This window comes from Paenibacillus sp. J31P190, assembly GCF_059692075.1.
This window is the reverse complement of record NZ_JCAUAS010000001.1, coordinates 723,726-747,248: the sequence shown is the minus strand read 5'-3', so window position 1 is coordinate 747,248 and position 23,523 is coordinate 723,726. Positions and strand designations below refer to the sequence as shown.

The following is a 23,523-nucleotide window of genomic DNA, read 5'->3' as shown; positions in this document are numbered from 1 at the left end:
ATGAATGGTTCACGCGGAGCAGAGGATGCCGACATAAAGGTGACCCGCCTGCAGACACTGGATTACAGCCGCGCAATTACTTGAAGCAGATTTGACATGTTAGTTAAAGAATTACTATCCTCTTTAACATAAAAGGACGGCGGCTAAATATATATCCTTAGAGCCGAAACTTGACCTTCCGATAGTCCCGTTCAAGCTTCGGTATTTTCAACTTTAGTTAACATGGAGTTGCATGATAAGGGAGTAATGGACGATGCTGAAAGTAACTGAAAGCATATGGAAAAATCCTTTTTCATTGAGATGGCTTTTCGGGCTGAAGCTCGTTTTTGATTTAGTCTTGGCCGGGGAGTTTTATTTTGAACATTCGCTTGCGATCTTTAGGACACTAAGTATTGTTGTACTTTCATTGATGGTTTTTCTTTTTGTTAATCTATATTACTCCAGCATGAAAAAGCATTGGCTATTACACTTGCTGATCATCGATTTCTTGGTATCCGCTTCCTATGGCTATGTTTACATCGGCGGCAAATTCCCGAATGATCTATTTAATGGAATTACGGCTTTAGCGATCTTCATGTTTGTAAAGAATACCCGAGCGCTCATCATCTCTTGTATATGTTTACTATCACTCTATATGGTTACGATGGGCAGCATTGATTGGTATATGTATCAACGGTTTGATGAAACAAGCTATTATATTTCCTCTTCGTTCATTGTGTTTGCATGTATTGTGAGTTCTTTGATTAATTTCCATCAAAAGGCACGTATGGATACAATGCAACTGTATGCAAAATTGATGAAATCCCACGACCGGCTGAGGGAGTATGCACTCCAGACGGAGGAGTGGGCAGCCGCGAGGGAAAGAGTGAGAATTGCACGGGATATTCATGATGCGGTTGGTAATAAACTAACGGCATTATTGGTTCAAATGCAAATGGCTCGCAAGTTAAGCAGGTTGGATTCTTTAGGCAGTGAGCAAGCGTACTTGGAAGGAGAGGATTTAATTAGGTCCGCCTTGCAAGAGGTACGTCTTTCCGTAAGGGCTATACGAGAAGAGTCTATTACGTCTCTGTCTTTAAATGAAAACCTTACCTGCTTAGCAGAAGAGTTTAGCAAATTTGCAAGGGTGCATACCGTTTTTGAAGTCGAGGGTATACCCTTTGCCCTCCCTGGAGATCTTCAATTAACGGCTTATCGAATTGTACAGGAATCCCTTACCAATGCTCAGAAGCATGGTCATGCGACCAAAGTGTTTATTTTGTTGGCTTATGCCGAAACCGGATTTTCTCTTAACATACGTAATGATGGAGAGCTGCCTGCTGAACTTAAGCTGGGGTTTGGTTTGATGAATTTGCAAGAAAGGGTGAGGGAGTGGAACGGAGAAGTACATTTTAGGATGGATCAGAAGACAGGCTTTGCAGTTGAAGTTAAGTTTCCTTATACTAAAACGGAAATGGAGCGACAATATTGAAAATCCTGATTGTCGACGATCAGCGGCTTTTGAGAGACGGTCTTGCGACCATCATCGGTATGGAGCCGGGTATGGAAGTGGTTGGAACCGCTGAGGATGGGAGAGATGCCTTTGCCAAAGTAATTGAGTGGCAGCCGGACGTAGTGTTGATGGATATTCGAATGCCGGGAATGGATGGCGTGGAAGGAACAGAATTGATCCTCAAGCACTTTCCAGAGACGAAGGTATTGATTCTGACTACTTTCGACGATGCGGAACTTATTTTGAAAGTATTGGAGAAAGGGGTTCATGGATATTTATTGAAGGATATGCCGTCGGAGGCGATAATTAGTGGAATTCAATCGGTGTACTGTGGAGGGACGGTGTTTCAACACGATATCACGAGGATGCTTCTCAAAGAATTTAAAAAAATGTCAGATATGAGCCTGGGTCAGGAACACCCTTTAAGTAAAAATGAGCCGGATGAGCTGAGACTATTGACTGAACGAGAGAAAGATGTACTCGAATTGTTGGGTCAAGGGCTCAATAATAAAGAAATTGCTAGCTTGCTTTATCTTACGGAAGGTACCGTGAAAAATCACGTTTCCAATCTGATAGCGAAGCTGGGGCTACGCGATAGGACACAAGCTGCCGTATTTTCCGTACGTCATCTTTTATGATCAAGGGGCATGACTTTTGGCATGGAAGCATGAAAATTATCATGCTTTGCGATCAAATGTTTGGCCTCTTTTTTATGCGGTTCATGACTTTTCGCAGATTTGCTTACATTCTATCCTTGTTATAATCGAAGTTACCTCGACGACGCAGAACTATTCCTATTTAACATATGATGAAAAAAACCGTTTTTTTTAAGCGGTTTATTTTTTTCTCGAAAAAGGTATACGAGATTTTCCGAATGGAGGCCAAAAATTCATTGAGTTCATATAGGCAGACCGATAGCCAATGGACTAATTTGCACGACGCAACAGACACATTAAAGGGAGGTGAAAGTATGGAATTAGTCGGGAAAGGAAGGGAATGTATGAAAAAGGGCTGGTTTGAACTGGACAAGTACAAGTACAGGCATGATGATTGCTCTAAAATGTGGGCAATCCATATTTATTCGTATGAAGGTGAAGATGAAGACAATTCATCATCGGATGTAACCTTGATCTTGAATACGGCAAATGAAAACGGCAATGGTTATTACTTGATGGAGTTTTCGATAACATATATAGGCCGCGCCATCATGTTTGATGAAGCAACTGCGCTGGTCAAAAAATTAGATGAGATAGGTAGCAAAAATGATTCAGTTAGCTTGACAGAGCATTTGGTGGCATGCCGCGAGTTTTTTGATTGTGGGAAATTCAGACAAGAGTCAATTGCCCATTCCACTTAAGCACAAACATTTTGGAATTCGAAGTACAAAAAACATATTAACCTTCATCCTTATGATGGTGATATTAGGTTCTGGGGTTCATGGCAATGCGGTTAAAGCCTTTGCTGGTATGGCGATTGGCGCAACTGTTGGATTAATGGTCATGTTTGCCGGACCAATTTGCGGGGGATCAATGAACCCAGTCCGTTCCTTTGGTCCTGCGATTGTATCGGGAACGACGGAAAATCTTTTGGATTTACCTTGTAGCAACAGTTCTTGGAGCTGTAATTGCATCGATCGTATATAATCAGATCCACGAAAAAAATTAATTCGAGAGAGGATAGATTTATCCATGATAAAATTCAAAACACTCGCCTCAGCATATCAAGTCCTCTTCCGGATAACCAACAACGCCACCTACGTTATCATTTGTGATAAGTGAACAAATGGTGCAATACATTTCGACGTTCATTAGGCAAATCTACTAAATGTGGAACCTGCAAGAAGAAAACTGTTTGAACTGAGTGGATTTAATGCTTTTGATAAATCTAGCTTGATGGTGCATTAATGTTTTTCACAATAAAGTGTAATACGGCCTTTATGCCGCACAATGGCGAGAAGGAAATAAACCGTAATTAAATAACTGGAGGATGTATAAAATGAGAGCTGAATTCGTATTTCGCGTATTTGACAAACATATAAATCAATTGATTAATGTATTCAATCAGTGTCCTCCAGATAAACGCAGGGTCATTCCTAATGGGTTTAAAAACAATATTCATTGGCATCTGGGGCACGTTCTTATCATTACGCAGTTCGATGTGTTAGGTCTTTCTGAGCAACCGGTTATCATTCCTGAAAGCTATAAATCTTTTTTCGCTTATGGTTCGAAACCAACGGATTGGAAAGAAGAACCGCCTGAATGGGATGTATTGATTACCAAGCTGAAAGAGCTCCGTTATTTTATCCACGAGACGTTGAAAGATAGATTAAATGAGCCAGTGAAAGAGAACTTCCTGCAAGCCCAAAATATTGGCGAGCTCATCTACTCAACTTCGTTGCATATGTTTTATCACCAAGGAATCGTTTACGGCATGATTAAATCGTTGAAATTGGAAGTCACCGAGGCTCAAGATGTTTTGCCGAAAATTAATGAGAACCCGAATACGCCTTTCAATATCGCTATTTTTGCTGGCGGCTGCTTCTGGCACATGGAAGACAATTTCCAGAAGCTTGACGGCGTCACGAATGTGTATACCGGCTATACAGGTGGACATAAAAAAAGTCCCACATATAAAGAAGTCGTTTCTAAAACTACGGATCATCTCGAATCGGTCGAAGTTCATTTTAATCCGAATGTGATTACGTATGACGAGTTGCTACAAACTTTCTGGAGAAACGTTAATCCTACGGGCAGTGAAAATCAATCGGCCATCTTTTACACGAGCGATCAACAAAAAGAGTTGGCGGAAACATCGCGAAAGGAATTGGATTCATCTAAACGATTCCATAAACCGGTCGTAACGAGGATCGAAGTTGCAACAAAGTTTTACAAAGCCGAGGACGAGCATCAAGACTATTATGAAAAAGCCCGCTTAACTAAAAGGTACAAGGTGAGCGAATTCAACTCTGGACGCGGTTTTTTCTTTGAATAAAATTTGGGGGAGTGATCGCGAAATGAAAAGTAACTCAAACAATTGCTTTAATGGTGAGTTTAATAAAGCAGAAAAGTTGAAAACACTGACTGAACTCCAGTTTAACGTAACGCAGCATGGCGTGGATGAGATGCCGTTTGGTAACGAATACTGGGATAACGAAGATGAGGGTATCTACGTAGATATCGTTTCTGGCGAGCCGCTATTTAGCTCTAAGGACAAATATGATGCACGTACGGGCTGGCCTAGTTTTACAAAGCCGTTGGAGTTAGAAAACGTTGTGCTTAAACGCAAATTATTTTTTGGGAGCGAAGTTAGAAGCCGATATGCGGATTCATTCTTGGGCGACGTGTTCAAAGACGGACCTGAACCAACGGGTTTACGATTTTGCGTGAACTCTGCAGCGATGGAATTCATTCCGAAAGCAGATCTTGTAAAACGAGGATATGGGGCTTATGCTACGCAATTCAGAAGTAAATAAGTTATAACTGTTCTATTACAAAGGCATCACAAGATGTAAAAAGCAGCAGTTCAAAGTTGATTTGTACTGCTGTTTTTAAATGCCAACTAATGCCTATATGAAATGAATAAGTGGTCCGTATATCCTAAAGTGAAATGAAAGCTGAATTAAATATGAACAAGGAATAAAGTAATGCAGCCCATTTAAAAGTTGGGGCTGCATTTTTAATTTCCATTAAACGAATTTGCAGTTTTTTTTACATAAATTAGAAGCTATCCTAACAGGTCATGTTGCAATAACAAGTAATGATGCAGAGTTTGCTTTAGTTATCCCATTACCAAAGCGTGAAGCAGCTGAAAATCAGAAACAGAGCCCTCTATTCAGAGTGGAAATGAAGCGTTTACAACTGACATAAATAAAAACTGTAACTTGTTAAGAATGAGATCGCCTTCCCAAAACTTAATGTTTAGACAGATGGAGTTAGGAAGGACTTCCCATACGAAAGTAAGAATCGTTTGGCTAAAAAACGTAGCCAATCTCCAAATTATTGAAGAGATATGCAGTAGATTAGACCGGATCGACATCGATATCGTCCATTCGATTTCCGTCATAACTGAACTAACCGAAGATAATCCTTTATCGATTTGGCCTCAATATAAGCTGACCGAACGAGTTGATGTAACCGTTGCTAATATGGCTGAGGGACGTGTAGCTATACTATGTGATAACTTCTCATTTGTAATCATTGTACCTTTATTGATTTTACAAGAATTTCAGACACCTGACGATTATGCGCAAAAATGGATATTCAGTTCGGTCATGAGAATTATGCGATATTGCGCTTTTTTTCTTTCTTCAACTTTGTCTTCCCTGTATGTGTCGTTTGTAGCTTATAATCATTCAATTATGCCCCCGGCTCTAGCTATTCGAATATCTGAAGGGAAGAAGTGAGGTTCCTTTCCCTTCCGTCATTGTTCGCGTCCTGCCTTGTCTTTAATTGTTAGCAAGCCCTTCGTTTAGCGTAAGCAATCCACATAGTAGTACAACCGATATAACGATGGATGCAATTGCAAACAAGTATAATTTAATCCAATATTTCCGGATGAGTCCATTGGGAGGGTGTTAGCTTACCAGCGCTAGAGCCAGCATCGATTGTAATTGCTGAACCACTAATATAACGAGCCAAATCAGAGGCTAAAAATAAAGCTAAATTTGCTACTTCTTTTGGATCGCCTAGTCTTCCATTTGGAGATAGTAACTTTGCATATTGTTGAATAACCTCTTCAGGTGCATTCCCCCAAATCGAGGTCTTGATGGTTCCTGGACAAATCGCATTGACTGTGATGTTATAAGGTGCATAATCGAGTGCCGCGCTCTTTGTAAGACCTACAACGCCATGCTTGGCCGAAGTATAAATAGCCATGGAACTATTGCCTAACAAGCCAGCTAAAGATGCAATATTTATTACGAAACCTGCCGATGCTTTAGACTTAAGAATCGCTTCGATTCCAAACTTCATACCCAGAAATACACCCTTTAAGTCAATAGACGTTAACTTATCAAATTCAGATATTGAATATTCATGAGTCGGCCTATTGTCGGCACTAATACCGGCATTATTTACAATACCGTCTAATCGGCCATAGGTTTTAATGGTAAAATCAACCAATCCAATGACATCTTCCTCTTTGCTGACATCCGTTTTAAAGAAAGACGCCTCTCCGCCTGTAGATTTAATTTCTTCAACTACGCTAGAACCCTTTTCGTCATTAATATCAGATATAACGACCTTCATCCCATTTTCTGCATAGCACATTGCAATTGCCTTACCAAGGCCATCAGAAGCGCCAGTAACAATTGCGACTTTGTTTTGTACACTAGTGAAGTCTGTCATGAATAAAATCCTCCTAATGATTAAGTAGATTCTGTAATTGGAGCTTGTCAGGATGACTAGTAGTTACTAATACCTTAAGTCAATTCATGGTTCTTCACTAACGTTTTGCCGACTTTATTCTGGTAATTAAACGACAATTTATTCATTCTTTTTAATGTAGAGACCTAGCCGAATAGGTCTATTTTTGTTTTTACGAAAGTCGTCAAAACGTCAGTGAAGAGTCGTTAGATTGTTAGTTACTTCTAGAGGATCTTTATAAAATGGAAATGCAACTATTATGAATTGAACTTAAGGAGGAGTAGGCATGGCACTTCAATTTCCAGAAGGTTTTTTATGGGGGGCATCCACTGCAGCGCATCAGGTAGAGGGTAATAATACAAATTCTGATTTTTGGCTGATGGAAAACTTGGAGGGATCGGTGTTCAAGGAACCGTCAGGCAGCGCTGTCGATCACTATAACCGGTTTAAAAATGATATTGCTGAGATGGCTAAATTGGGATTGAATTCCTACAGGTTCTCGATTGAATGGGCTCGAATCGAGCCAGAGGAGGGGCGATTCGAAGCTTCAGAAATCGAACATTATCGGGAAGTTATGCGTGCATGTAAAGAAAATAATATAACTCCGATAGTAACTCTCCATCACTTCAGTTCGCCGCAATGGCTCATTCGGGAGGGAGGCTGGGAGTCGGCCGCTACGCCTGCCCGATTTGCCCGCTACTGTACACATGTCATGCGTGAATTAGGCGAATTGATTCCCTATGTATGTACGATTAATGAAGCGAATATCTCCATTGGGATCAAGAAAATTATGAAGAGATACGAAGCCAAATCTGGCTCTCCTGGTGCACAGGTCGGCATGAATATGGAGAAAATGGCGGCGCAAATGCAAAAATACTACGTGGAACTAAGTAAAGCGTTTGGAGTACCTCCTACCGAGGTTCACTCGTTTTTGGCACCACGCTCGGAGCAAGGTCTGGCCGTTATCTTTCAAGCGCATGTGGAAGCGAGAGCAGCCATTCGGCAGATTAGTCCGGAAACCAAAGTCGGAGTTACCTTATCGCTATATGACATACAGAGTACTCCTGGCGGAGAAGAACATGCGAGATATGCATGGCAGGAGGAGTTTGTTCAATTTGTTCCATACTTGCAGGATGATGACTTTTTCGGGTTGCAAAACTATACACGTGCCGTATATGGACCAGATGGCCTTCTCCCCGTGTCAGAAGATGCAGAGACGACACAAATGGGGAACGAATTTTACCCGGAGGCACTTGGGGCAGTTGTCCGATATGTTAGCACACATCTGAAAATGCCGATTATGATTACTGAAAATGGCATAGCAACGGATGATGATACACGTCGTATTGCCTTCATCGATCAGGCCTTGAAAGGTGTCCATGATTGTATTTCGGACGGACTCCAGGTTTTGGGCTATATGCATTGGTCCTTGATGGATAATTTTGAGTGGCAGCTTGGCTTCTCTAAGCGTTTTGGACTCATTGAAGTGGACCGTACCACCCAGGAGCGAACTATTAAACCTAGCGGCGTTCATCTAGGAAACATTGCTAGAGTAAATACGATTTAAGAAGAGGAGATAGGGAAATGGGTATGAGACTACAAAATAAAGTAGCTATTGTGACAGGAGCTGCTTCAGGTGTTGGTAAAGCGATTGCGGAACTGTATGCGGAGGAGGGCGCTAAGGTCGTGGTAGCGGACCTGAATGAGGACGCCATCTTAGCCGTTGTCGACGCGATTAGCGAAAAAGGGGGTACAGCCGTCGGCGTTGTCGCGAATGTCATGAAGGAAGAGGACATCCAGTCCATGGTGGAAAGGGCTTCCGAAGCATTTGGAAGCGTCGACATCCTCGTGAACAATGCAGGAATCATGGATGGCTTCAGATTAATTGAAACCATTGAGGATGATTTGTGGGAGCGGGTATTAGCCATTAATCTGACAGGTCCAATGCGTGCCATTCGCAAAGCGCTGCCGTTCATGTTGAGACAGGGGGAGGGAGTGATTGTAAATATTGCTTCCGCCGCAGGAATAACTGGGGGTAAAGGGGGAGTTGCCTATACTTCCTCCAAGCATGGTTTAGTGGGGCTTACCAAAAACGTTGGTTACATGTACGCGAAATCCGGCATTCGCTGTAATGCCATCGCACCAGGCGGTGTTCGAACCAGCATCATGAATACGATGGGCAATATTGACATGGATGCTTTTCAGGTATTTCAAGAAGGAGCTGGCACTCAACGGCGCGAACCGGTGGACCCGAGTGAAATTGCTACCGTTGCTCTTTTCCTTGCATCCGAGGATTCTAAATTTGTGAATGGGACTGTCATCACGGCTGATGGTGGCTGGACGTCCTATTGAGGCAAATGAAAGGCTGAACGGGCGTTTTCCCCGCTCAGTCTTTTTTTATTTCAGAGAAGAGAAATGTCGTTAAAACGTCAATAGGAAGTCGTTAGATTGTTAGTTGGACGATAGTGTATCCATTATGATCAAGGTAAGACATTTGAGCATAAAACGGAAAGGAAGGAACTTTAAATGGAAAAAGCCGTATCAGCGACTGTACCGCGGGTGGGTATCCAGTACAAGAAAAGAGAAAATCGGTACCGTAAATACTTGCCGCTTCTAACCATGATGGCCCCTGGACTTCTTTACCTGTTGTTTAATAACTATCTCCCGATGTTAGGGATCGTCATTGCCTTCAAAAAAATAAATTTTGCTAAAGGCATTCTTGAGAGTGACTGGGTTGGATTTAAAAACTTTGAATATCTCTTTAAGACATCGGACGCTTTTATCATTACTCGAAATACGATTCTATACAACCTATTATTTATTGTTGTAGGAACCTTTTTGTCCCTTGCTTGTGCGATCTTGTTGAATGAGATTAAAAACAAAATCTTAATTAAATTTTATCAAAGCGTGATTACTTTGCCGCACCTGATTTCCATGGTCATCGTCAGCTATTTGGTATATGCCCTCTTAAGTGCGGATACGGGATTCATGAATCACACTGTTCTTCCTTGGTTTGGTATAAAGGATGGCGTTTCTTGGTACACCGAGGAAAAGTATTGGCCTTGGATTCTAACTTTGGTTCACTTCTGGAAAAGCGTTGGCTATTCGAGCATTGTTTTCTTTGCGGCATTGCTTGGGATTGATGAAGAGTATTATGAAGCTGCGAGACTCGATGGCGCAAGCCGATTGCAGCAGATCCGCCATATTACCTTGCCGATTCTAACACCAGTCATCATCATGTTGACGCTACTCAGCATCGGAAGAATTTTCTACTCTGATTTCGGTTTATTTTATCAGGTTCCTATGAATTCAGGTGCATTATTTAACACAACGGCTACGATCGATACGTACGTATTTAAAGGATTAACGGGCAATGGTGATATTGGCTTGTCCACAGCAGCAGGTGTATATCAATCTATCGTTGGATTTGTACTTGTTATTCTTGCAAACTATATGGTGCGAATGTACAGCAAAGATAGCGCATTGTTCTAAGCGAATGCTTCCGAAGCGAGTTTTCTGCTCGTCAAGATGCATAATCAGGAAGTATCGCAGAAAACTTTGAGGAGGTAGACAGCTCATGAGAAATGAAAGCAGAGGCTTGACGTGGTTCAGCCATATTACGATGTTCTTGTTCACAGTCATATGTATTCTCCCGTTCATATTACTTATTTCAGCTTCGTTTACGGATCAGAATGACATTATAGCTCACGGCTATTCCTTCATCCCTCATACGTTTAGTACGGCAGCTTATGAGTATTTATACGAAAGAGGGGGAGACATTGCTCGCGCTTACGGAGTAACAGTCTTCGTTACGGTAGTTGGAACGGTATTAGGGGTAGCCATAACAGCGCTTCTGGCTTACCCGTTATCTAGAAGTGTGACCCCGCATCGCAATTTGATTATGTTTATCGTCTTCTTCACCATGTTATTCAATGGAGGATTGGTTCCCTCCTACTTGGTGTATACACAAATCTTCCATATTAAGAATACGATCTGGTCCTTGATTGTACCGGGGCTCCTGATGAACGGATTTTATGTGATGTTAATGAGAACCTTTTTTCAAACGACAATTCCAGGTGCCTTAATCGAATCCGCACAAATTGACGGAGCTGGAGAATACAGGACCTTCTGGTCAATTGTACTTCCACTGTCAACCCCCATATTGGCGACGATTGGTCTCTTTGAATGTATTATGTACTGGAATGATTGGCAGCTGGGCATGATTTATATTACCAACCCCAAACTTTTTAGTATACAAAATTTGCTTAATCGTATCATGCAGGATATTCAATTCATAACAACTAATATGACGAACAATACAGGCGATGCTCTACAACAAATGCCTACAGATGCTGTGAAAATGGCCATTGCAGTAATTGGGGTCCTACCGATCTTGGTGGCGTACCCATTCTTCCAAAAATACTTTATCAAAGGAATTATGATTGGTGCTGTAAAAGGATAAGGTGCCGATTGGATTTCCCCATATGCGTTGGCGCCACAACTGACTTATTATGCTTGTGGCGTTGTCAGTTCTTATAAAAGTATGATAGATTTGAAATTTAAATTTATGTAACAAGAGGAGCCGAAACGATCATGTTTACTCCCGTATGGTACTGGAGACGAGCCTCATTGCGAGTCAAGCTAATCGTCAGCGTGCTTATAATGACGATGCCGCTGGTGGGGATGCTTTTATACAACAACTACTATGCTATTCATGTCGTTCGCGGTCAAGTTGCAGATTCCTATAAGAACATGTTGAACCTGTACACGAACCAAAGTGATTCTCAATTAGACGACATCGACTCTTATATGAGAACGGTGGCTGGTTCTGGTTATGATTTGCTTTCGCTTAGCCAGGAGGAAACGGATGGAGATTATTACAGCGCTAAAATATTTTTGTTTAACAAGTTGAATAAAGATATTAACTTGTACGATCCGATAAGTTCTTTTTTTGTATATACGGATCACAGGCAAGATTATTTTAACATTTCAAAGATTAACACTTCAGACATTAAGGAAAATGATATTATACAAAATTATATTATTGATTATATTCATTCTAAGCGATTTTCGACGGGGAGTTCCTCTAAGGTTTGGAAATATGTGCAGATTAACCAAGTTAATTACCTCATTGACATTGTGCGTGCGGGGGACACCTACCTTGGAGCTTTGATTAATACGGACGAATTAGTAAAGCCCCTTCGATCTCTTCAAATTGGAGAAGAGGGAGAGGTTTTATTAGCCAATATGCAAGGCCAGCCTATTTCCGATTCAAAACTAGTAAGCGAATATGGGATTGAACTGCAACAAAAAGTAAACGAATATTATATTTCAGGCGCTAAAAAGAAATTTCTTGTAGTTGGAGCCCCGTCTCATCGAGGAGACTTCAGTTTAAATGCTTTGATACCCGATCATTATATATTGGCTAAGCTTCCTTATCTGCAGTCCATTGTTTGGTTTATCACGATCGCTGCCTTCTTCTTTATCCCTATAGGGTTGTATGCCATGAGGCAATCTGTTTTGGTGCCACTCTATCGTTTACTGCGCACAATGAAGAAGGTTCGAGAAGGAGATTGGAGCAGCCGGGTAGAGCTTAGCCATACTTCGGGGGAATTTCAACTGATGGGTGGGGCGTTTAATGCCATGATGTCCGAGGTTGAACGGCTTCGTATTAACGTCTATGAGGAGCAGTTAAATAAGCAAAAGGAGGAATTACAGCGGCTGCAGCTGCAAGTCAATCCTCACTTTTTCTTGAATACGCTTAATATCGTTTATAATCTGGCCAAGATCAAGAATTATGAGTTGATTTTGGACATGACCATGTCGCTAATCGAATATTTCCGATTTATGTTCCGCAGTAATACTTCTTTCGTACAGCTCAAAGACGAACTTGAACATACTCGTAATTATTTAAAGATCCAGAACTTGCGGTTTCCGGAGAAATTAAAGTGGACGATCCATTCGCCGGATTATTTATCGGATGTCCCTATCCCGCCGCTAGTCATTCAATCCTTTGTCGAGAATTCCATTAAACATGCTGTTACGTTGGATGAACTGCTTACCATTGAGGTTCAGATTGAATTTCTGATTGAAGAGCACGGCTCCAGAATGAAAATAAGCATTAGAGATACAGGACCTGGATTTAAGAACGACGTACTTGAAAAACTGCAGGCAGGTAGAAGTGTGGAAAATGAACGGGGTGAGCATACCGGGATTTGGAATGTGGAACGGCGATTACGACTCTTGTACGGTGAAGCCGCATCCATTCAGTATGATAACGATCAGGATACCCACGGAGCGAAAATAGATATGATTATTCCTACAAATCCAGGAATGGAGGAAACTAGATGAATGTTCATCTGCTCATTGTAGACGACGAAGTTCTCGCCATTGAAGGGGTGAAATCTGATCTTGATCTGAATAAATTAGGCATCAGCAAACTGCTCACAGCCATTAATATCAGACAAGCCAAAGAACTGTTCGTAGAGGAAAGGATCGATATCCTGTTATGTGATATCGAAATGCCTCAAGGCAGCGGTTTTGATTTGCTGACTTGGGTGAGAGAGCATCATCCGAATACAGCGACGATCTTCTTCACAAGTCATGCTGATTTTAAATATGCTAAAGAAGCGCTTCAGCTTGGGAGCGTTGATTATTTACTCAAGCCTGTTCGTGCAGTTGACTTGGAAAATGCCATACGAAAGGCACAGGGCATTATAAATCGAAACAGTGAATTCAATAGAAACAGTCAATCCCATCAATTATGGCTCAAGCATCATTCCTTTATTATTGAAAGGTTCTGGGTGGACTTAATCAACCATTCTATACCCAGCCAGCCGGCCGCGATACGAAATCAAGTGGAATTGCATCACATTCCTATTACGGAAGAATCGGTCTTTCTCCCTATTCTCATTTCGGTCCAAAAGTGGAAAAAAGAGTTGAATCGAAGAGATGAGAAGATTCTAGAGTATGCCCTTAAAAATTCAGCCGAAGAAATTATCATCGGTGACGGTTCCAACGGAATATGTTTTCACTTGGATCGGGGAATGCTCTTGGTGATCATGGTTGCAAACAGGGGAACGAATTGGGAATACGAACAACTCTACCGAGCATGTGGACGATATATCGATTCTTGCAACGATTATTTTTACTGTGACCTCTCCTGTTATTTTGGACAATCTGTAGAAGCATATGAAATGGCCGGAATGGTAGCAGAATTGCGTAGACATGATCGAAACAATGTTGCCTTCGTGAACCAAGTCTATCTTCAGCATCATAACGGCACCTCCATGCCCCATGTAAAGCTGCCAGCATTGGGAGTAGTCGCCTCTCTTATGAAGACAGCTACTAAGGATGCAGTCGTTCATGAAGTGGAAACGATTTTAGGCAGTCTTGTCAACAATCAAGGAATAAATGCTGAAATCTTACACCAATTCAATCAAAATTTCACACAAGTCGTATTCTCCTATCTGAACTTGAAGGGCATTGAAGCCAATCAATTATTTGGTGATGAAGAGTCAAGACGTATTTCGGAATCTGCGGTGCGGTCCACAATGGATATGCTCACCTGGGTCCGTCATTCTGTGAGCAAAGCGATGATCCATGCAGAAGCGATCAAAGAGACAGAAAAAATTGTCCAGATCGTGAAAACCTATATCTCTCTTAACTTGGATCAAGATATGACACGCGAAAACATCGCGGACCAAGTATTTCTCCATCCCGATTATTTAACGAGAATTTTTAAAAAAGAGACGGGTCATGCCTTATCTGATTATATTGTGCTTGAAAAAGTCAAAGTGGCCAAAGAGTTATTGTCGCATACGGAGCGCCCTGTAAGCACTATTGCATCAACTTTGGGGTACACGAATTTCTCCTATTTTACAAAACTATTTAAAAAACATGTCGGATTAGGGCCGATGGAATATAGAAGCCAAAACAACAAAGATCAATAAGTCGTGAAAACGCTATTATGATGTCGTTTGAGTGTTAGTCGCTCACTTCATTGAACGATATGATGAAGGTGTAAAGAATGATAACTTGTGGGGGGGATACGATGAAAAAGAAAGCGAAGTTGGCGACATTGTCGCTTGTCACAGTCATGTTAACGGGAGTGATTGCCGGGTGTTCGGCTTCGAAAAATGAAGGAAGCAGTGGCGCTGCTGCATCTCCGGCTTCCAGCACAAACCCGAGCAGTGCTACGAAAGACTCTTATGAGATTGCAATTGCCATTCCGGCATTCGGAGCAGCACCTAAGGATACCCAAGCGGTACAAGATGAAATTAACAAAATCACAAAGGCCAAAATCAATGCAACAGTGAAAATTATGCCCATCAGTATCGGGGCCTGGTCGCAACAAATGAATTTGATGACTTCTGGCCGTGAGAAACTGGATTTGTTCTTTGAATTTGGTGCGGGGTACAGCCCCGATGTGGCAACAGGAAAAATAGTCGCGATCGACAGTCTGCTGGATAAGTATGGCGACGGTATCAAAAAGCAGATCGATCCCGCCTATCTTTCTAGCGTTAAAATTGAAGGAAAAACCTATGGAGTGCCTGTCTATAAGGATTACACGTCAGGGGTTCCCGGGGTACTTATGCGGAAAGATTTAGTGGATAAGTACAAAATTAATGTAGCATCCATCAAGACGATTGATGACCTGGATCAAGTGTACAAGACAATTAAGGATAATGAGCCAACTATCGTTCCGCTCGGAGCTGGGCTATCTGTGCCGTCGGATTTTTATGTTTGGTATGATAAGCTGGGGGACCGTTTGGGCGTGTTACCCGGATATGACAATGGTCTAAAAGTCGTGAACTTGTTTGAGACCAAAGAGTATGAAAACTATTTGAACAAGGTTCATAGTTGGGCTAAGGCGGGATATATCAATAAGGATGCCGCGACAACGCAAGCTAACGCCTCTGATTTATTGAAAGCAGACAAGGCATTTTCTTATTTCATCGGCCTTAGACCGGGCAACTTGGAATCTGAAATCCGAGCGAATGGCAAAGAGCTCGTTTTTGCACCATTAATGCCTAATATTTATGCGACTACTTCCAGTACGCAATCGGGATTGTGGACCATATCCGCTAATTCTGCCAACCCTGAACGCGTCATGATGCTCATGAATTTGATGTACACGGATAAGGATCTTGCTAATTTGTTTGTATATGGTATTGAAGGGAAGCATTATGTGAAAGTGTCGGATAATGCGATCGATTACCCTGCCGGTATTGATTCGAAGACGGTTGGATATTCGATTCAAAGTTGGATATACGCTAATCCATCCATCGCATATCTGATGAAGTCAGACTTGCAGGAAATGTGGAAATTGACTGCAGAAGCCAATCAAAAAGCGACCAAATCAAAAGCACTCGGCTTCACATTCAATTCGGAGCCTGTCAAAAATGAGGTTATTGCTCTTAAAAACGTAACAGATCAGTATGCGAAGGGGTTGGAGTCAGGAACGCTCGACCCGGTCGAAAAGTTACCCGATTTCAGAGCTAAACTGAAAGCCGCGGGTATCGATAAAGTTATTGCTGAGAAGCAAAAGCAACTTGAGGCTTGGGCGGCTGCAAACAAAAATAAATAAGTTCAAAACCAGGTTTCCATTTTAATGGGCCTGGTTTTTTCATTAGCGCATAGCTTGTAAACAGGATGTCGGTAAAACGTTATGGATAAGTCGTGAGAGTGTTAGTGAGCTTTTTAGATTGACCTTATGATGTTAGTAGATCCTTTTGTTTTCGTGAGGGGATAACTGTGCTTAGAGAAAATCGTGAACTTTACACATGAGGTTGATCGAACAGGTTGTAAACGAGGAAAGGGAGATAAAATGGCTGATTCGACTATTCAATATTCAAACCCGGTGATCCCGGGCTTCCATCCCGACCCGAGTGTTTGTCGGGTAGGTTCAGATTTTTATCTGGTCACAAGTACGTTTGAATATTTTCCGGGTGTCCCGGTCTTCCATAGCCGCGATCTCGTTCACTGGAAGCAGATTGGACATTGCCTAACCCGCCAAAGCCAACTGGACCTGGAAGGTTGCCGAAGCTCGATGGGCATTTACGCGCCAACCATCCGCTTCCATAACGGCCGTTTCTATATGATTACGACGAATGTCAAAATGTTCTGCAATTTCTATGTTTGGGCGGAAAAGCCGGAGGGGCCTTGGTCCGAGCCGATTTGGCCGGAATGGCCGAGTGTAGATCCATCCCTGTTTTTTGATGAAGATGGGCGCGTCTATATTACAGGAACCGGCGGATTCTTTGGGGACGAGCCGAAGGGGATATATCAAGCGGAAATCGACCTGGAGTCCGGAAAATTGTTATCCGAACGACGTCTCATCTGGCAAGGCACGGGCGGGAAATCTGCGGAAGGCCCGCATCTGTATCGGGTTAACGGGAAGTATTTTTTGATGATTGCAGAGGGAGGGACCGAGTATGGTCACATGGTTACGATCGCAAGGAGCGATTCGCCATACGGACCGTTCGAAAGCAATCCTGACAATCCGATCCTGACTCACCGGAGTTCGGGAAGTTCCATCCAGGCAACGGGCCATGCGGATCTCGTCCAACTGGAGGATGGAAGCTGGTGGGCCGTTTGCCTGGGGATTCGTCCTGTATCTGTTCCCTTCAGCGGGCGGCACCACCATTTGGGACGTGAGACCTTCCTAGCCCCGGTTACCTGGTCCGCGGACGGATGGCCGGTGATCGGGGAGGGCGGCAGGATTGCCGAGAAGATGGATGCCGGAACGCTTCCGCTTGTAATCGATGAGACGCCTATGCCTGACGTTGATGATTTTAATTCCAACCGATTGCAACTGGAGTGGAACTTTTTAAGAAATCCGCAGGACGCAGACTGGTCACTGGAAGAAAGACCGGGTTGGCTGACTCTTCGCGGCTCTGCCGTGACCTTGAATGATATCGGTTCTCCGGCGTTTATAGGACGGAGACAGCAGCATTTTCGATGCAACGTTTCTACGCTAATGTCATTTGAACCCGTACATGAAGGCGAAGAAGCTGGGCTTACGGTGTATATGAATGAGAGGTTCCATTATGAGATAGCGCTTACCTGTGGAGCAAATGGAAGACGCCAAGTGATCCTTCGCAGGCGAATTGGGTCACTATGGAAAGTGGAGCTGGAAGAAAAGTTTGAAGGCTCAGACATCATCTTAGGTTTAGAAGCGGAGCCAGCTAAATACTCGTTCTATTACTCTTCGCCGAACGGGGATCGTAAACCCTTTGGGTCAGGTGAGTGCGCGTTGCTCTCGACCGAAGTGGCCGGCGGCTTTACGGGCGTGTACTTTGGGCTGTACGCAACAGGGAACGGCAAAACGTGTACGGTTCCCGCATCGTTCGATTGGTTTCAATACACGCCTACTATGTGACGTGGCACATGAATTGCGTAAAAGATCGATTCCGGACTTTAATTATCAATCTTAGATTTGGGAGGCTACCAACATGTTGAAAGTAGTATCATTGCGAACGGAGTATATGGAAAATCCCTTGGGATTGGATACGAAAAAGCCTCGTCTAGGCTGGAAGCTCCGTTGTGACGGCAGGAACGTCATACAAACCGCATATCAAGTTCAAGCATCGGCAACCGAGAGCTTCACTAACATGATTTGGGACAGCGGCAAGGTTGGAACGGACAAATCGCAGGGCATTCTGTATGAGGGTCCGGTATTAAAATCGCTTGAACGGATCTATTGGAGAGTTAAAGTTTGGAGTAATCTTGAAGTGGAGTCCTCTTTCAGTGATGCTGTTTTCTTTGAAACTGGATTGCTGAATTCTTTGGATTGGAAGGCTCGATGGATTGAACCGGAGAAAGAAGTGGACATTCACGCCTATAAGCCGGCTCCATATATCCGGAAGGAATTCACCGTAAAGAAGGGGCTCAAATCGGCCAGAGCTTGCCTGACATCGAAGGGGTTGTACAGTTTTTATCTGAATGGAATCGAGGGTACGGACCATCTGTTCACTCCAGGCTTCACTTCCTATCATAAACGCCTGCAATACCAAGTTTACGATGTAACTCCATTCTTGCAAGAAGGCGCAAATGTGCTAGGTGTCATTCTTGGGGACGGTTGGTGGAGAGGGGCTACGGGTGGAGCAAGTTTAAAGAACAATTTTGGCTATAAAGTGGCTTTTCTGGGGCAACTTGTGTTGGACTACGAAGATGGAAGCCGCGAGATCATCGGCAGTGACGACTCCTTTAAGACGTCCCTTGGACCATTGCGTAAATCGGACATGAAAGCTGGAGATCTTTATGACGCCCGAATCAACATAGAGGGATGGAATCAACCTTCTTATGACGATTCCTTCTGGGAGTCTGTCCAACTTGCAGCCGATGGATTCGACAACTTGATTGCTACCCGGAGTGTCGCAGTAAGAGAGAAAGAAAGATTTACGCCAAAAGTAATACGAACGCCAAATGGCGAAACGATTCTTGATATGGGTCAAAACATCGCAGGTTGGGTAGAAATGAAGGTTCAAGGCGACGCAGGGACTGAGATTGTTTTAATCCATGGGGAAGCCTTAGATAAGCACGGAAACTTTACTTTACAAAATCTGGCGAGTCATGGAACATTGGAGGATTTCCAAGAGATCCGTTACATTACGGCTGGTCATGGTGAAGAGCGCTACCGTCCGCGGTTTTCGATCTTCGGCTTTCGCTACGTACTCGTTAAGAATTATCCAGGAGAAATCATACCTGAAAATTTTACTGGCGTGGCGGTATATTCCGACTTGGACGAGACGGGGGATTTCACCTGTTCGAATCCATTAATTACCCAGTTGGTATCTAACTCCAAATGGAGCCAGAAGGGAAACTTTATGGAGGTGCCTACCGATTGCCCAACCCGGGAAAGAGCCGGATGGACAGGGGACGCCCAAGTATTCTCTAGAACGGCATCGGATTTCATGAACGTGTACCCCTTCTTTGAAAAGTGGATGGCCGACGTTGCGGCGGAACAATTTGCTGACGGTTCGGTCGGCAGTACAGTGCCAACCGTTATTGGGCATCACAGCATAGAGGAATGGGAAAGATTCATGGAGCAAAATAACAACCCGATGGTGACCATGCGCAGGCCGAAACCTGGTACAGCCAGTATTCTTGACGGTTCAGCAGGCTGGGGCGATGCGGCTGTTATCATTCCATGGACGATGTATCTTTGTTATGGGGACAAGGCTATTGTAGAGAAGCAGTTCGATTCTGCGAAGGCATGGGTCGATTACATGGCTGCCTGTGCGAAGAATGCGAATGAGCTATACCAAGATTCGCCTGCTTATCAACATTATACGGATGGGGAACTTGATGCTGATTACATCTGGGATACGAGGTTCCATTGGGGGGAGTGGCTTGAAACTGACACTGAAATGGGAGATCTCATGGCAGTTTTGACCAAAACCAAAGGAAATCATCCGGATGTATCAACCGCCTACTATGCCTATTCCACCCGATTGTTGGCTGAAATGGCATCTGCGCTGGGGAAGGCAGAGGAAGAAGCCAAGTACCAAGCACTTTATGAGAAAATTAGTCGCGTATATAATCAGTATTTTATTAAAGATGACGGCTCTATATTGGAAGGCAGGCAGGCACCTAATGTCCGTACGTTAGCATTCGACTTAGCGTATGAAGATAAGAAACAAGCTATCGCCGACAGGCTGGCCCAGATGGTTGTAGAACAGGATTATCACTTGAATACAGGTTTCCTATCAACACCTTTCATCCTTCAGGTGCTGGCGGATTACGGACATGCTGATATCGCTTTCCGGTTGTTAGAGCAGGATACGTGCCCTTCGTGGCTGTATGCCGTCAGCAACGGTGCGACGACCATTTGGGAAAGCTGGAAAGGAATTAAGCCGGATGGCGAGTTGTCAGGATCTCTAAATCACTATTCGTATGGAGCTGTTTGCGACTTCCTCTTCGCGGGTGTAACGGGAATTCGTCCCGTTTGGGAGACCCCTGGTTACAAGCACTTTATATTGAAGCCAATCGTTGGAGGTACGCTCACGCAGGCGTCTGCAACGTATGAGTCCCTCTATGGAACCATTAAATCGAGCTGGGAAAAAATGAATCGGGGCGTAACCTATCGTTTTGAGGTGCCGGTGAATACGACGGCGACGATCATGCTTCCAGGCAATCAAGATGATCTTATGGTAGTATCGGGCGAATTTCCGGATGCACGATATGAAGATGGACGAATTGTATTTAATGCGGGAAGCGGCGAATATCAATTTACAATTTTGGTAGGGAGAGTGACTGCACAATGAGAAGATGTATTGAGATAAATGATGCTTGGCGATTTATTCGGCAGAACGAAGAACAAGCTGAAAGTGAATTGTACAATGATGATCATTGGAATACAGTGAATATTCCCCATACATGGAACGCGATCGATGGAGCAAATGGCTATGAATATTATCAAGGTGCGTGTTGGTACAGAAAGGCTTTTACGGTTGAGCCATCATACGAGGGAAGTAAAGTGTTTATCGAGTTCAATGGATCTAACAGTATTACTGATGTATACGTAAATGGTCAGCATATGGGGCAGCACAAAGGCGGGTACTCCATCTTCAGGTTTGACATTACAGATGTCGTTAAACATGGAGCCAAAAATGTACTTGCGGTGAAAGTTGACAATACGGTTGTGGATGACGTTTATCCTCAGAAAGCAGACTTTACCTTCTACGGGGGGATTTACCGCGATGTGAAAATGGTTGTTACGTCTCCTGTTCATTTTGATTTGATGGATTATGGTTCACAGGGCGTATATATTGTTCAGGAAGAGGTATCAAAGGAAAGAGCCCAACTGAGCATTAGAACAAGACTTGTAAATGACAGTAATGAAGAGAAAAAAATTAGACTTTGGGCAGATATTTTTGATGCCGATAATCATAGTGTAACCTATGCTTCTAAGGAAGTTATACTGGCTGCAGGAGAAACCAAAACAGAAGATCTGCCTTGTGTCATTGACAATCCAACACTATGGCATGGTAGAAAAAATCCTTATATGTACAGTGCCAACCTATCAATGAGTAGCTTTAATGACACGATCGATGAATTATCGATTCCTTTTGGAGTAAGATACTTTCATGTTGATCCTGAAAAGGGTTTCTTCTTAAACGGCGAGCATCTGCCTTTGCATGGTGTATCTAGACACCAGGATAGAAAGGATATGGGCTGGGCCATTACGGAACAAGAGCAAGTCGAAGATATGGCATACATTCAAGAAATCGGAGCATCTTCCATTCGGTTAGCCCATTATCAGCACAGCCAATATTTTTATGATTTGTGTGACAAAGAAGGTATGGTGGTATGGGCTGAAATCCCCTTCATTTCAGTTATGTCGCAGAACGAATTGGAAGGGATCAATGCGAAGCAGCAGATGGTAGAATTGATCAGACAGAACTATAATCATCCTTCCATCGTATTCTGGGGGATACAAAACGAAATTCAAATCGGCGGTGAACGACCGGAGGTTAGAAGACTCGTTAGAGAGTTGCATGAATTGACGAAAAAAGAAGACCCAACTAGGCTAACGACGATGGCCAATGTTTTATTCGTCAATGAGGAAGATGAATATAACCGTATGACGGATGTGATTGGTTACAATAAATATTATGGTTGGTATCACGGTAAGACTGAAGATTTTGCGCCTTGGCTTGATAAGTTTCACAGCATTAACCCCGATGTGCCATTGTGTATATCCGAATACGGGGCAGAAGGTATTGTCCAATACCACAGTACGGATCCAAAGGTAAAAGATTACACGGAAGAATATCACGCCCTGTTCCATGAGAAGGTTTGGAAGACCTTCGAAGAGAGACCTTTCCTTTGGGCTACTTATGTATGGAACATGTTTGATTTCGGAGCGAATATCAGAGATGAAGGTGGAGTCAAGGGAAGAAACAACAAGGGTCTTGTCTCCTATGACAGAAAGATCAAGAAGGATGCCTTCTACATGTATAAAGCTCATTGGTCTGAGGATAAATTTGTTCATATCACCAGTAAGCGCCATGTTGATAGAGCAGAGGGAAGCATTCATGTTAAGGTGTATTCAAACTGCAATGAAGTAATGCTATACGTAAATGGAAGTGAAATTCAATCTAAAACCAGTGATGATAAAGTCTTCATCTTTGAAAATGTATCCCTGGCTCAGGGGATGAATGAAATACGTGCAGTAGCCACTGAAAATAATGCTCAATACGTAGATATTGCAAAATTTAATAAGGTGAATGAACCGAATCCAAGTTATGAAGCCCCTGTAGAGGAAAAAGGCGGCGAAGTTACTAACTGGTTCCAAATGCCTGATTTGGATGGAGAGATCGAGGAATTACAGTTTACGGACGATGTTTACTCTAGTCGTTGCACGTTTAAAGAACTTTTTGAGAATAAAGATGCGGAAGCGGTCTTAAATAAATACTTAGGGGAAAGTTTTAGAGAGAGACCAACGTATGGCATGACCCAAGGATTTAAGATCGATACCTTGGCAGAAATGGCGCCTGAACACTTCACTGAAAAGCTGTTATATGCACTAAATAGAGAACTGATAAAAATCAAAAAAAACAAGTAATACTGATTTGCTGATTTAAACTTCCATTAAGTGTAACGAAAAAAGCCGGTAATTCCGGCTTTTTTTCGCATTTTTGCAAAGTAAGGTGCACGTAT

The 23,523-nt window shown here is 43.0% G+C and carries 15 protein-coding genes and 3 pseudogenes; 17 read left to right on the top strand and 1 reads right to left on the bottom strand.

What is annotated here, in order from left to right; genetic code table 11:
• Positions 1-253: 253 nt before the first annotated feature.
• From AC58U0_RS03155 to AC58U0_RS03125, 7 genes and pseudogenes are all read left to right on the top strand, one after another.
• Complete coding sequence (locus tag AC58U0_RS03155; RefSeq protein WP_497377605.1) at positions 254-1,471, top strand: sensor histidine kinase; 1,218 nt, start codon at positions 254-256, stop codon at positions 1,469-1,471.
• Complete coding sequence (locus AC58U0_RS03150; protein ID WP_497377684.1) at positions 1,465-2,130, top strand: response regulator; 666 nt, start codon at positions 1,465-1,467, stop codon at positions 2,128-2,130. Before AC58U0_RS03155 ends, AC58U0_RS03150 begins: the two co-directional genes overlap by 7 nt.
• Before the next feature lie 332 nt (positions 2,131-2,462).
• Entirely contained in the window at positions 2,463-2,849 is a 387-nt protein-coding gene (locus tag AC58U0_RS03145) for a hypothetical protein (RefSeq protein ID WP_497377604.1), read from the top strand.
• A 52-nt stretch (positions 2,850-2,901) separates the two neighbouring features.
• Positions 2,902-3,135: an aquaporin gene (locus AC58U0_RS03140; RefSeq protein ID WP_497377683.1), complete on the top strand. Its 234-nt coding sequence runs from the start codon at positions 2,902-2,904 to the stop codon at positions 3,133-3,135.
• Positions 3,136-3,478: 343 nt separating this feature from the next.
• Positions 3,479-3,901 (top strand): annotated as a pseudogene (locus AC58U0_RS03135) (DinB family protein); the annotation flags it as partial.
• 138 nt (positions 3,902-4,039) lie between these two features.
• A pseudogene (gene msrB / locus AC58U0_RS03130) lies at positions 4,040-4,964 on the top strand (peptide-methionine (R)-S-oxide reductase MsrB).
• A 351-nt stretch (positions 4,965-5,315) separates the two neighbouring features.
• Positions 5,316-5,894: pseudogene (locus AC58U0_RS03125) on the top strand (spore germination protein); the annotation flags it as partial.
• Positions 5,895-6,027: 133 nt separating this feature from the next.
• Here AC58U0_RS03125 and AC58U0_RS03120 read toward each other — a convergent pair.
• Positions 6,028-6,837 carry an SDR family NAD(P)-dependent oxidoreductase gene (locus AC58U0_RS03120; RefSeq protein ID WP_497377603.1) on the bottom strand — a complete coding sequence of 270 codons (810 nt, stop codon included), beginning with the start codon at positions 6,835-6,837 and terminating at the stop codon, positions 6,028-6,030.
• 304 nt (positions 6,838-7,141) lie between these two features.
• On the opposite strand from AC58U0_RS03120, the gene AC58U0_RS03115 reads away from it, so the two are divergent.
• The 10 genes from AC58U0_RS03115 to AC58U0_RS03070 all read left to right on the top strand — a co-directional run bounded on the left by AC58U0_RS03115 (position 7,142) and on the right by AC58U0_RS03070 (position 23,428).
• On the top strand, positions 7,142-8,422 hold the full coding sequence (locus tag AC58U0_RS03115; RefSeq protein ID WP_497377601.1) for a glycoside hydrolase family 1 protein: 1,281 nt from the start codon (positions 7,142-7,144) through the stop codon (positions 8,420-8,422).
• 23 nt (positions 8,423-8,445) lie between these two features.
• Positions 8,446-9,207, top strand: coding sequence for a glucose 1-dehydrogenase (locus AC58U0_RS03110; RefSeq protein ID WP_497377682.1), 762 nt, complete (start codon positions 8,446-8,448; stop codon positions 9,205-9,207).
• Between the two features lie 174 nt (positions 9,208-9,381).
• Positions 9,382-10,347 (top strand): ABC transporter permease, encoded by a 966-nt coding sequence (locus tag AC58U0_RS03105; protein ID WP_497377600.1) that lies wholly within the window; start codon positions 9,382-9,384, stop codon positions 10,345-10,347.
• An 85-nt stretch (positions 10,348-10,432) separates the two neighbouring features.
• Entirely contained in the window at positions 10,433-11,317 is an 885-nt protein-coding gene (locus tag AC58U0_RS03100) for a carbohydrate ABC transporter permease (RefSeq protein WP_497377599.1), read from the top strand.
• Positions 11,318-11,448: 131 nt separating this feature from the next.
• On the top strand, positions 11,449-13,206 hold the full coding sequence (locus AC58U0_RS03095) for a sensor histidine kinase (RefSeq protein WP_497377598.1): 1,758 nt from the start codon (positions 11,449-11,451) through the stop codon (positions 13,204-13,206).
• Positions 13,203-14,807 carry a response regulator transcription factor gene (locus tag AC58U0_RS03090; protein ID WP_497377596.1) on the top strand — a complete coding sequence of 535 codons (1,605 nt, stop codon included), beginning with the start codon at positions 13,203-13,205 and terminating at the stop codon, positions 14,805-14,807. Before AC58U0_RS03095 ends, AC58U0_RS03090 begins: the two co-directional genes overlap by 4 nt.
• 101 nt (positions 14,808-14,908) lie before the next feature.
• Positions 14,909-16,444, top strand: a complete 1,536-nt coding sequence (locus tag AC58U0_RS03085; protein WP_497377595.1) for an ABC transporter substrate-binding protein — start codon at positions 14,909-14,911, stop codon at positions 16,442-16,444.
• Between the two features lie 240 nt (positions 16,445-16,684).
• Positions 16,685-18,238, top strand: coding sequence for a glycoside hydrolase family 43 protein (locus AC58U0_RS03080; protein ID WP_497377594.1), 1,554 nt, complete (start codon positions 16,685-16,687; stop codon positions 18,236-18,238).
• A 73-nt stretch (positions 18,239-18,311) separates the two neighbouring features.
• On the top strand, positions 18,312-21,125 hold the full coding sequence (locus AC58U0_RS03075) for a family 78 glycoside hydrolase catalytic domain (RefSeq protein WP_497377593.1): 2,814 nt from the start codon (positions 18,312-18,314) through the stop codon (positions 21,123-21,125).
• Positions 21,122-23,428: a glycoside hydrolase family 2 protein gene (locus tag AC58U0_RS03070; RefSeq protein ID WP_497377592.1), complete on the top strand. Its 2,307-nt coding sequence runs from the start codon at positions 21,122-21,124 to the stop codon at positions 23,426-23,428. The genes AC58U0_RS03075 and AC58U0_RS03070 overlap by 4 nt, the downstream gene beginning before the upstream one ends.
• The last annotated feature ends 95 nt before the right edge of the window (positions 23,429-23,523 follow it).

Coding starts and splice junctions, on each gene's coding strand:
- AC58U0_RS03155 (WP_497377605.1), top strand. CDS start 254: ATGCTGAAAGTAACTGAAAGCATATGGAAAAATCCTTTTTCATTGAGA.
- AC58U0_RS03145 (WP_497377604.1), top strand. CDS start 2,463: ATGGAATTAGTCGGGAAAGGAAGGGAATGTATGAAAAAGGGCTGGTTT.
- AC58U0_RS03140 (WP_497377683.1), top strand. CDS start 2,902: ATGATGGTGATATTAGGTTCTGGGGTTCATGGCAATGCGGTTAAAGCC.
- AC58U0_RS03120 (WP_497377603.1), bottom strand. CDS start 6,837: ATGACAGACTTCACTAGTGTACAAAACAAAGTCGCAATTGTTACTGGC.
- AC58U0_RS03115 (WP_497377601.1), top strand. CDS start 7,142: ATGGCACTTCAATTTCCAGAAGGTTTTTTATGGGGGGCATCCACTGCA.
- AC58U0_RS03110 (WP_497377682.1), top strand. CDS start 8,446: ATGAGACTACAAAATAAAGTAGCTATTGTGACAGGAGCTGCTTCAGGT.
- AC58U0_RS03105 (WP_497377600.1), top strand. CDS start 9,382: ATGGAAAAAGCCGTATCAGCGACTGTACCGCGGGTGGGTATCCAGTAC.
- AC58U0_RS03100 (WP_497377599.1), top strand. CDS start 10,433: ATGAGAAATGAAAGCAGAGGCTTGACGTGGTTCAGCCATATTACGATG.
- AC58U0_RS03095 (WP_497377598.1), top strand. CDS start 11,449: ATGTTTACTCCCGTATGGTACTGGAGACGAGCCTCATTGCGAGTCAAG.
- AC58U0_RS03090 (WP_497377596.1), top strand. CDS start 13,203: ATGAATGTTCATCTGCTCATTGTAGACGACGAAGTTCTCGCCATTGAA.
- AC58U0_RS03085 (WP_497377595.1), top strand. CDS start 14,909: ATGAAAAAGAAAGCGAAGTTGGCGACATTGTCGCTTGTCACAGTCATG.
- AC58U0_RS03080 (WP_497377594.1), top strand. CDS start 16,685: ATGGCTGATTCGACTATTCAATATTCAAACCCGGTGATCCCGGGCTTC.
- AC58U0_RS03075 (WP_497377593.1), top strand. CDS start 18,312: ATGTTGAAAGTAGTATCATTGCGAACGGAGTATATGGAAAATCCCTTG.
- AC58U0_RS03070 (WP_497377592.1), top strand. CDS start 21,122: ATGAGAAGATGTATTGAGATAAATGATGCTTGGCGATTTATTCGGCAG.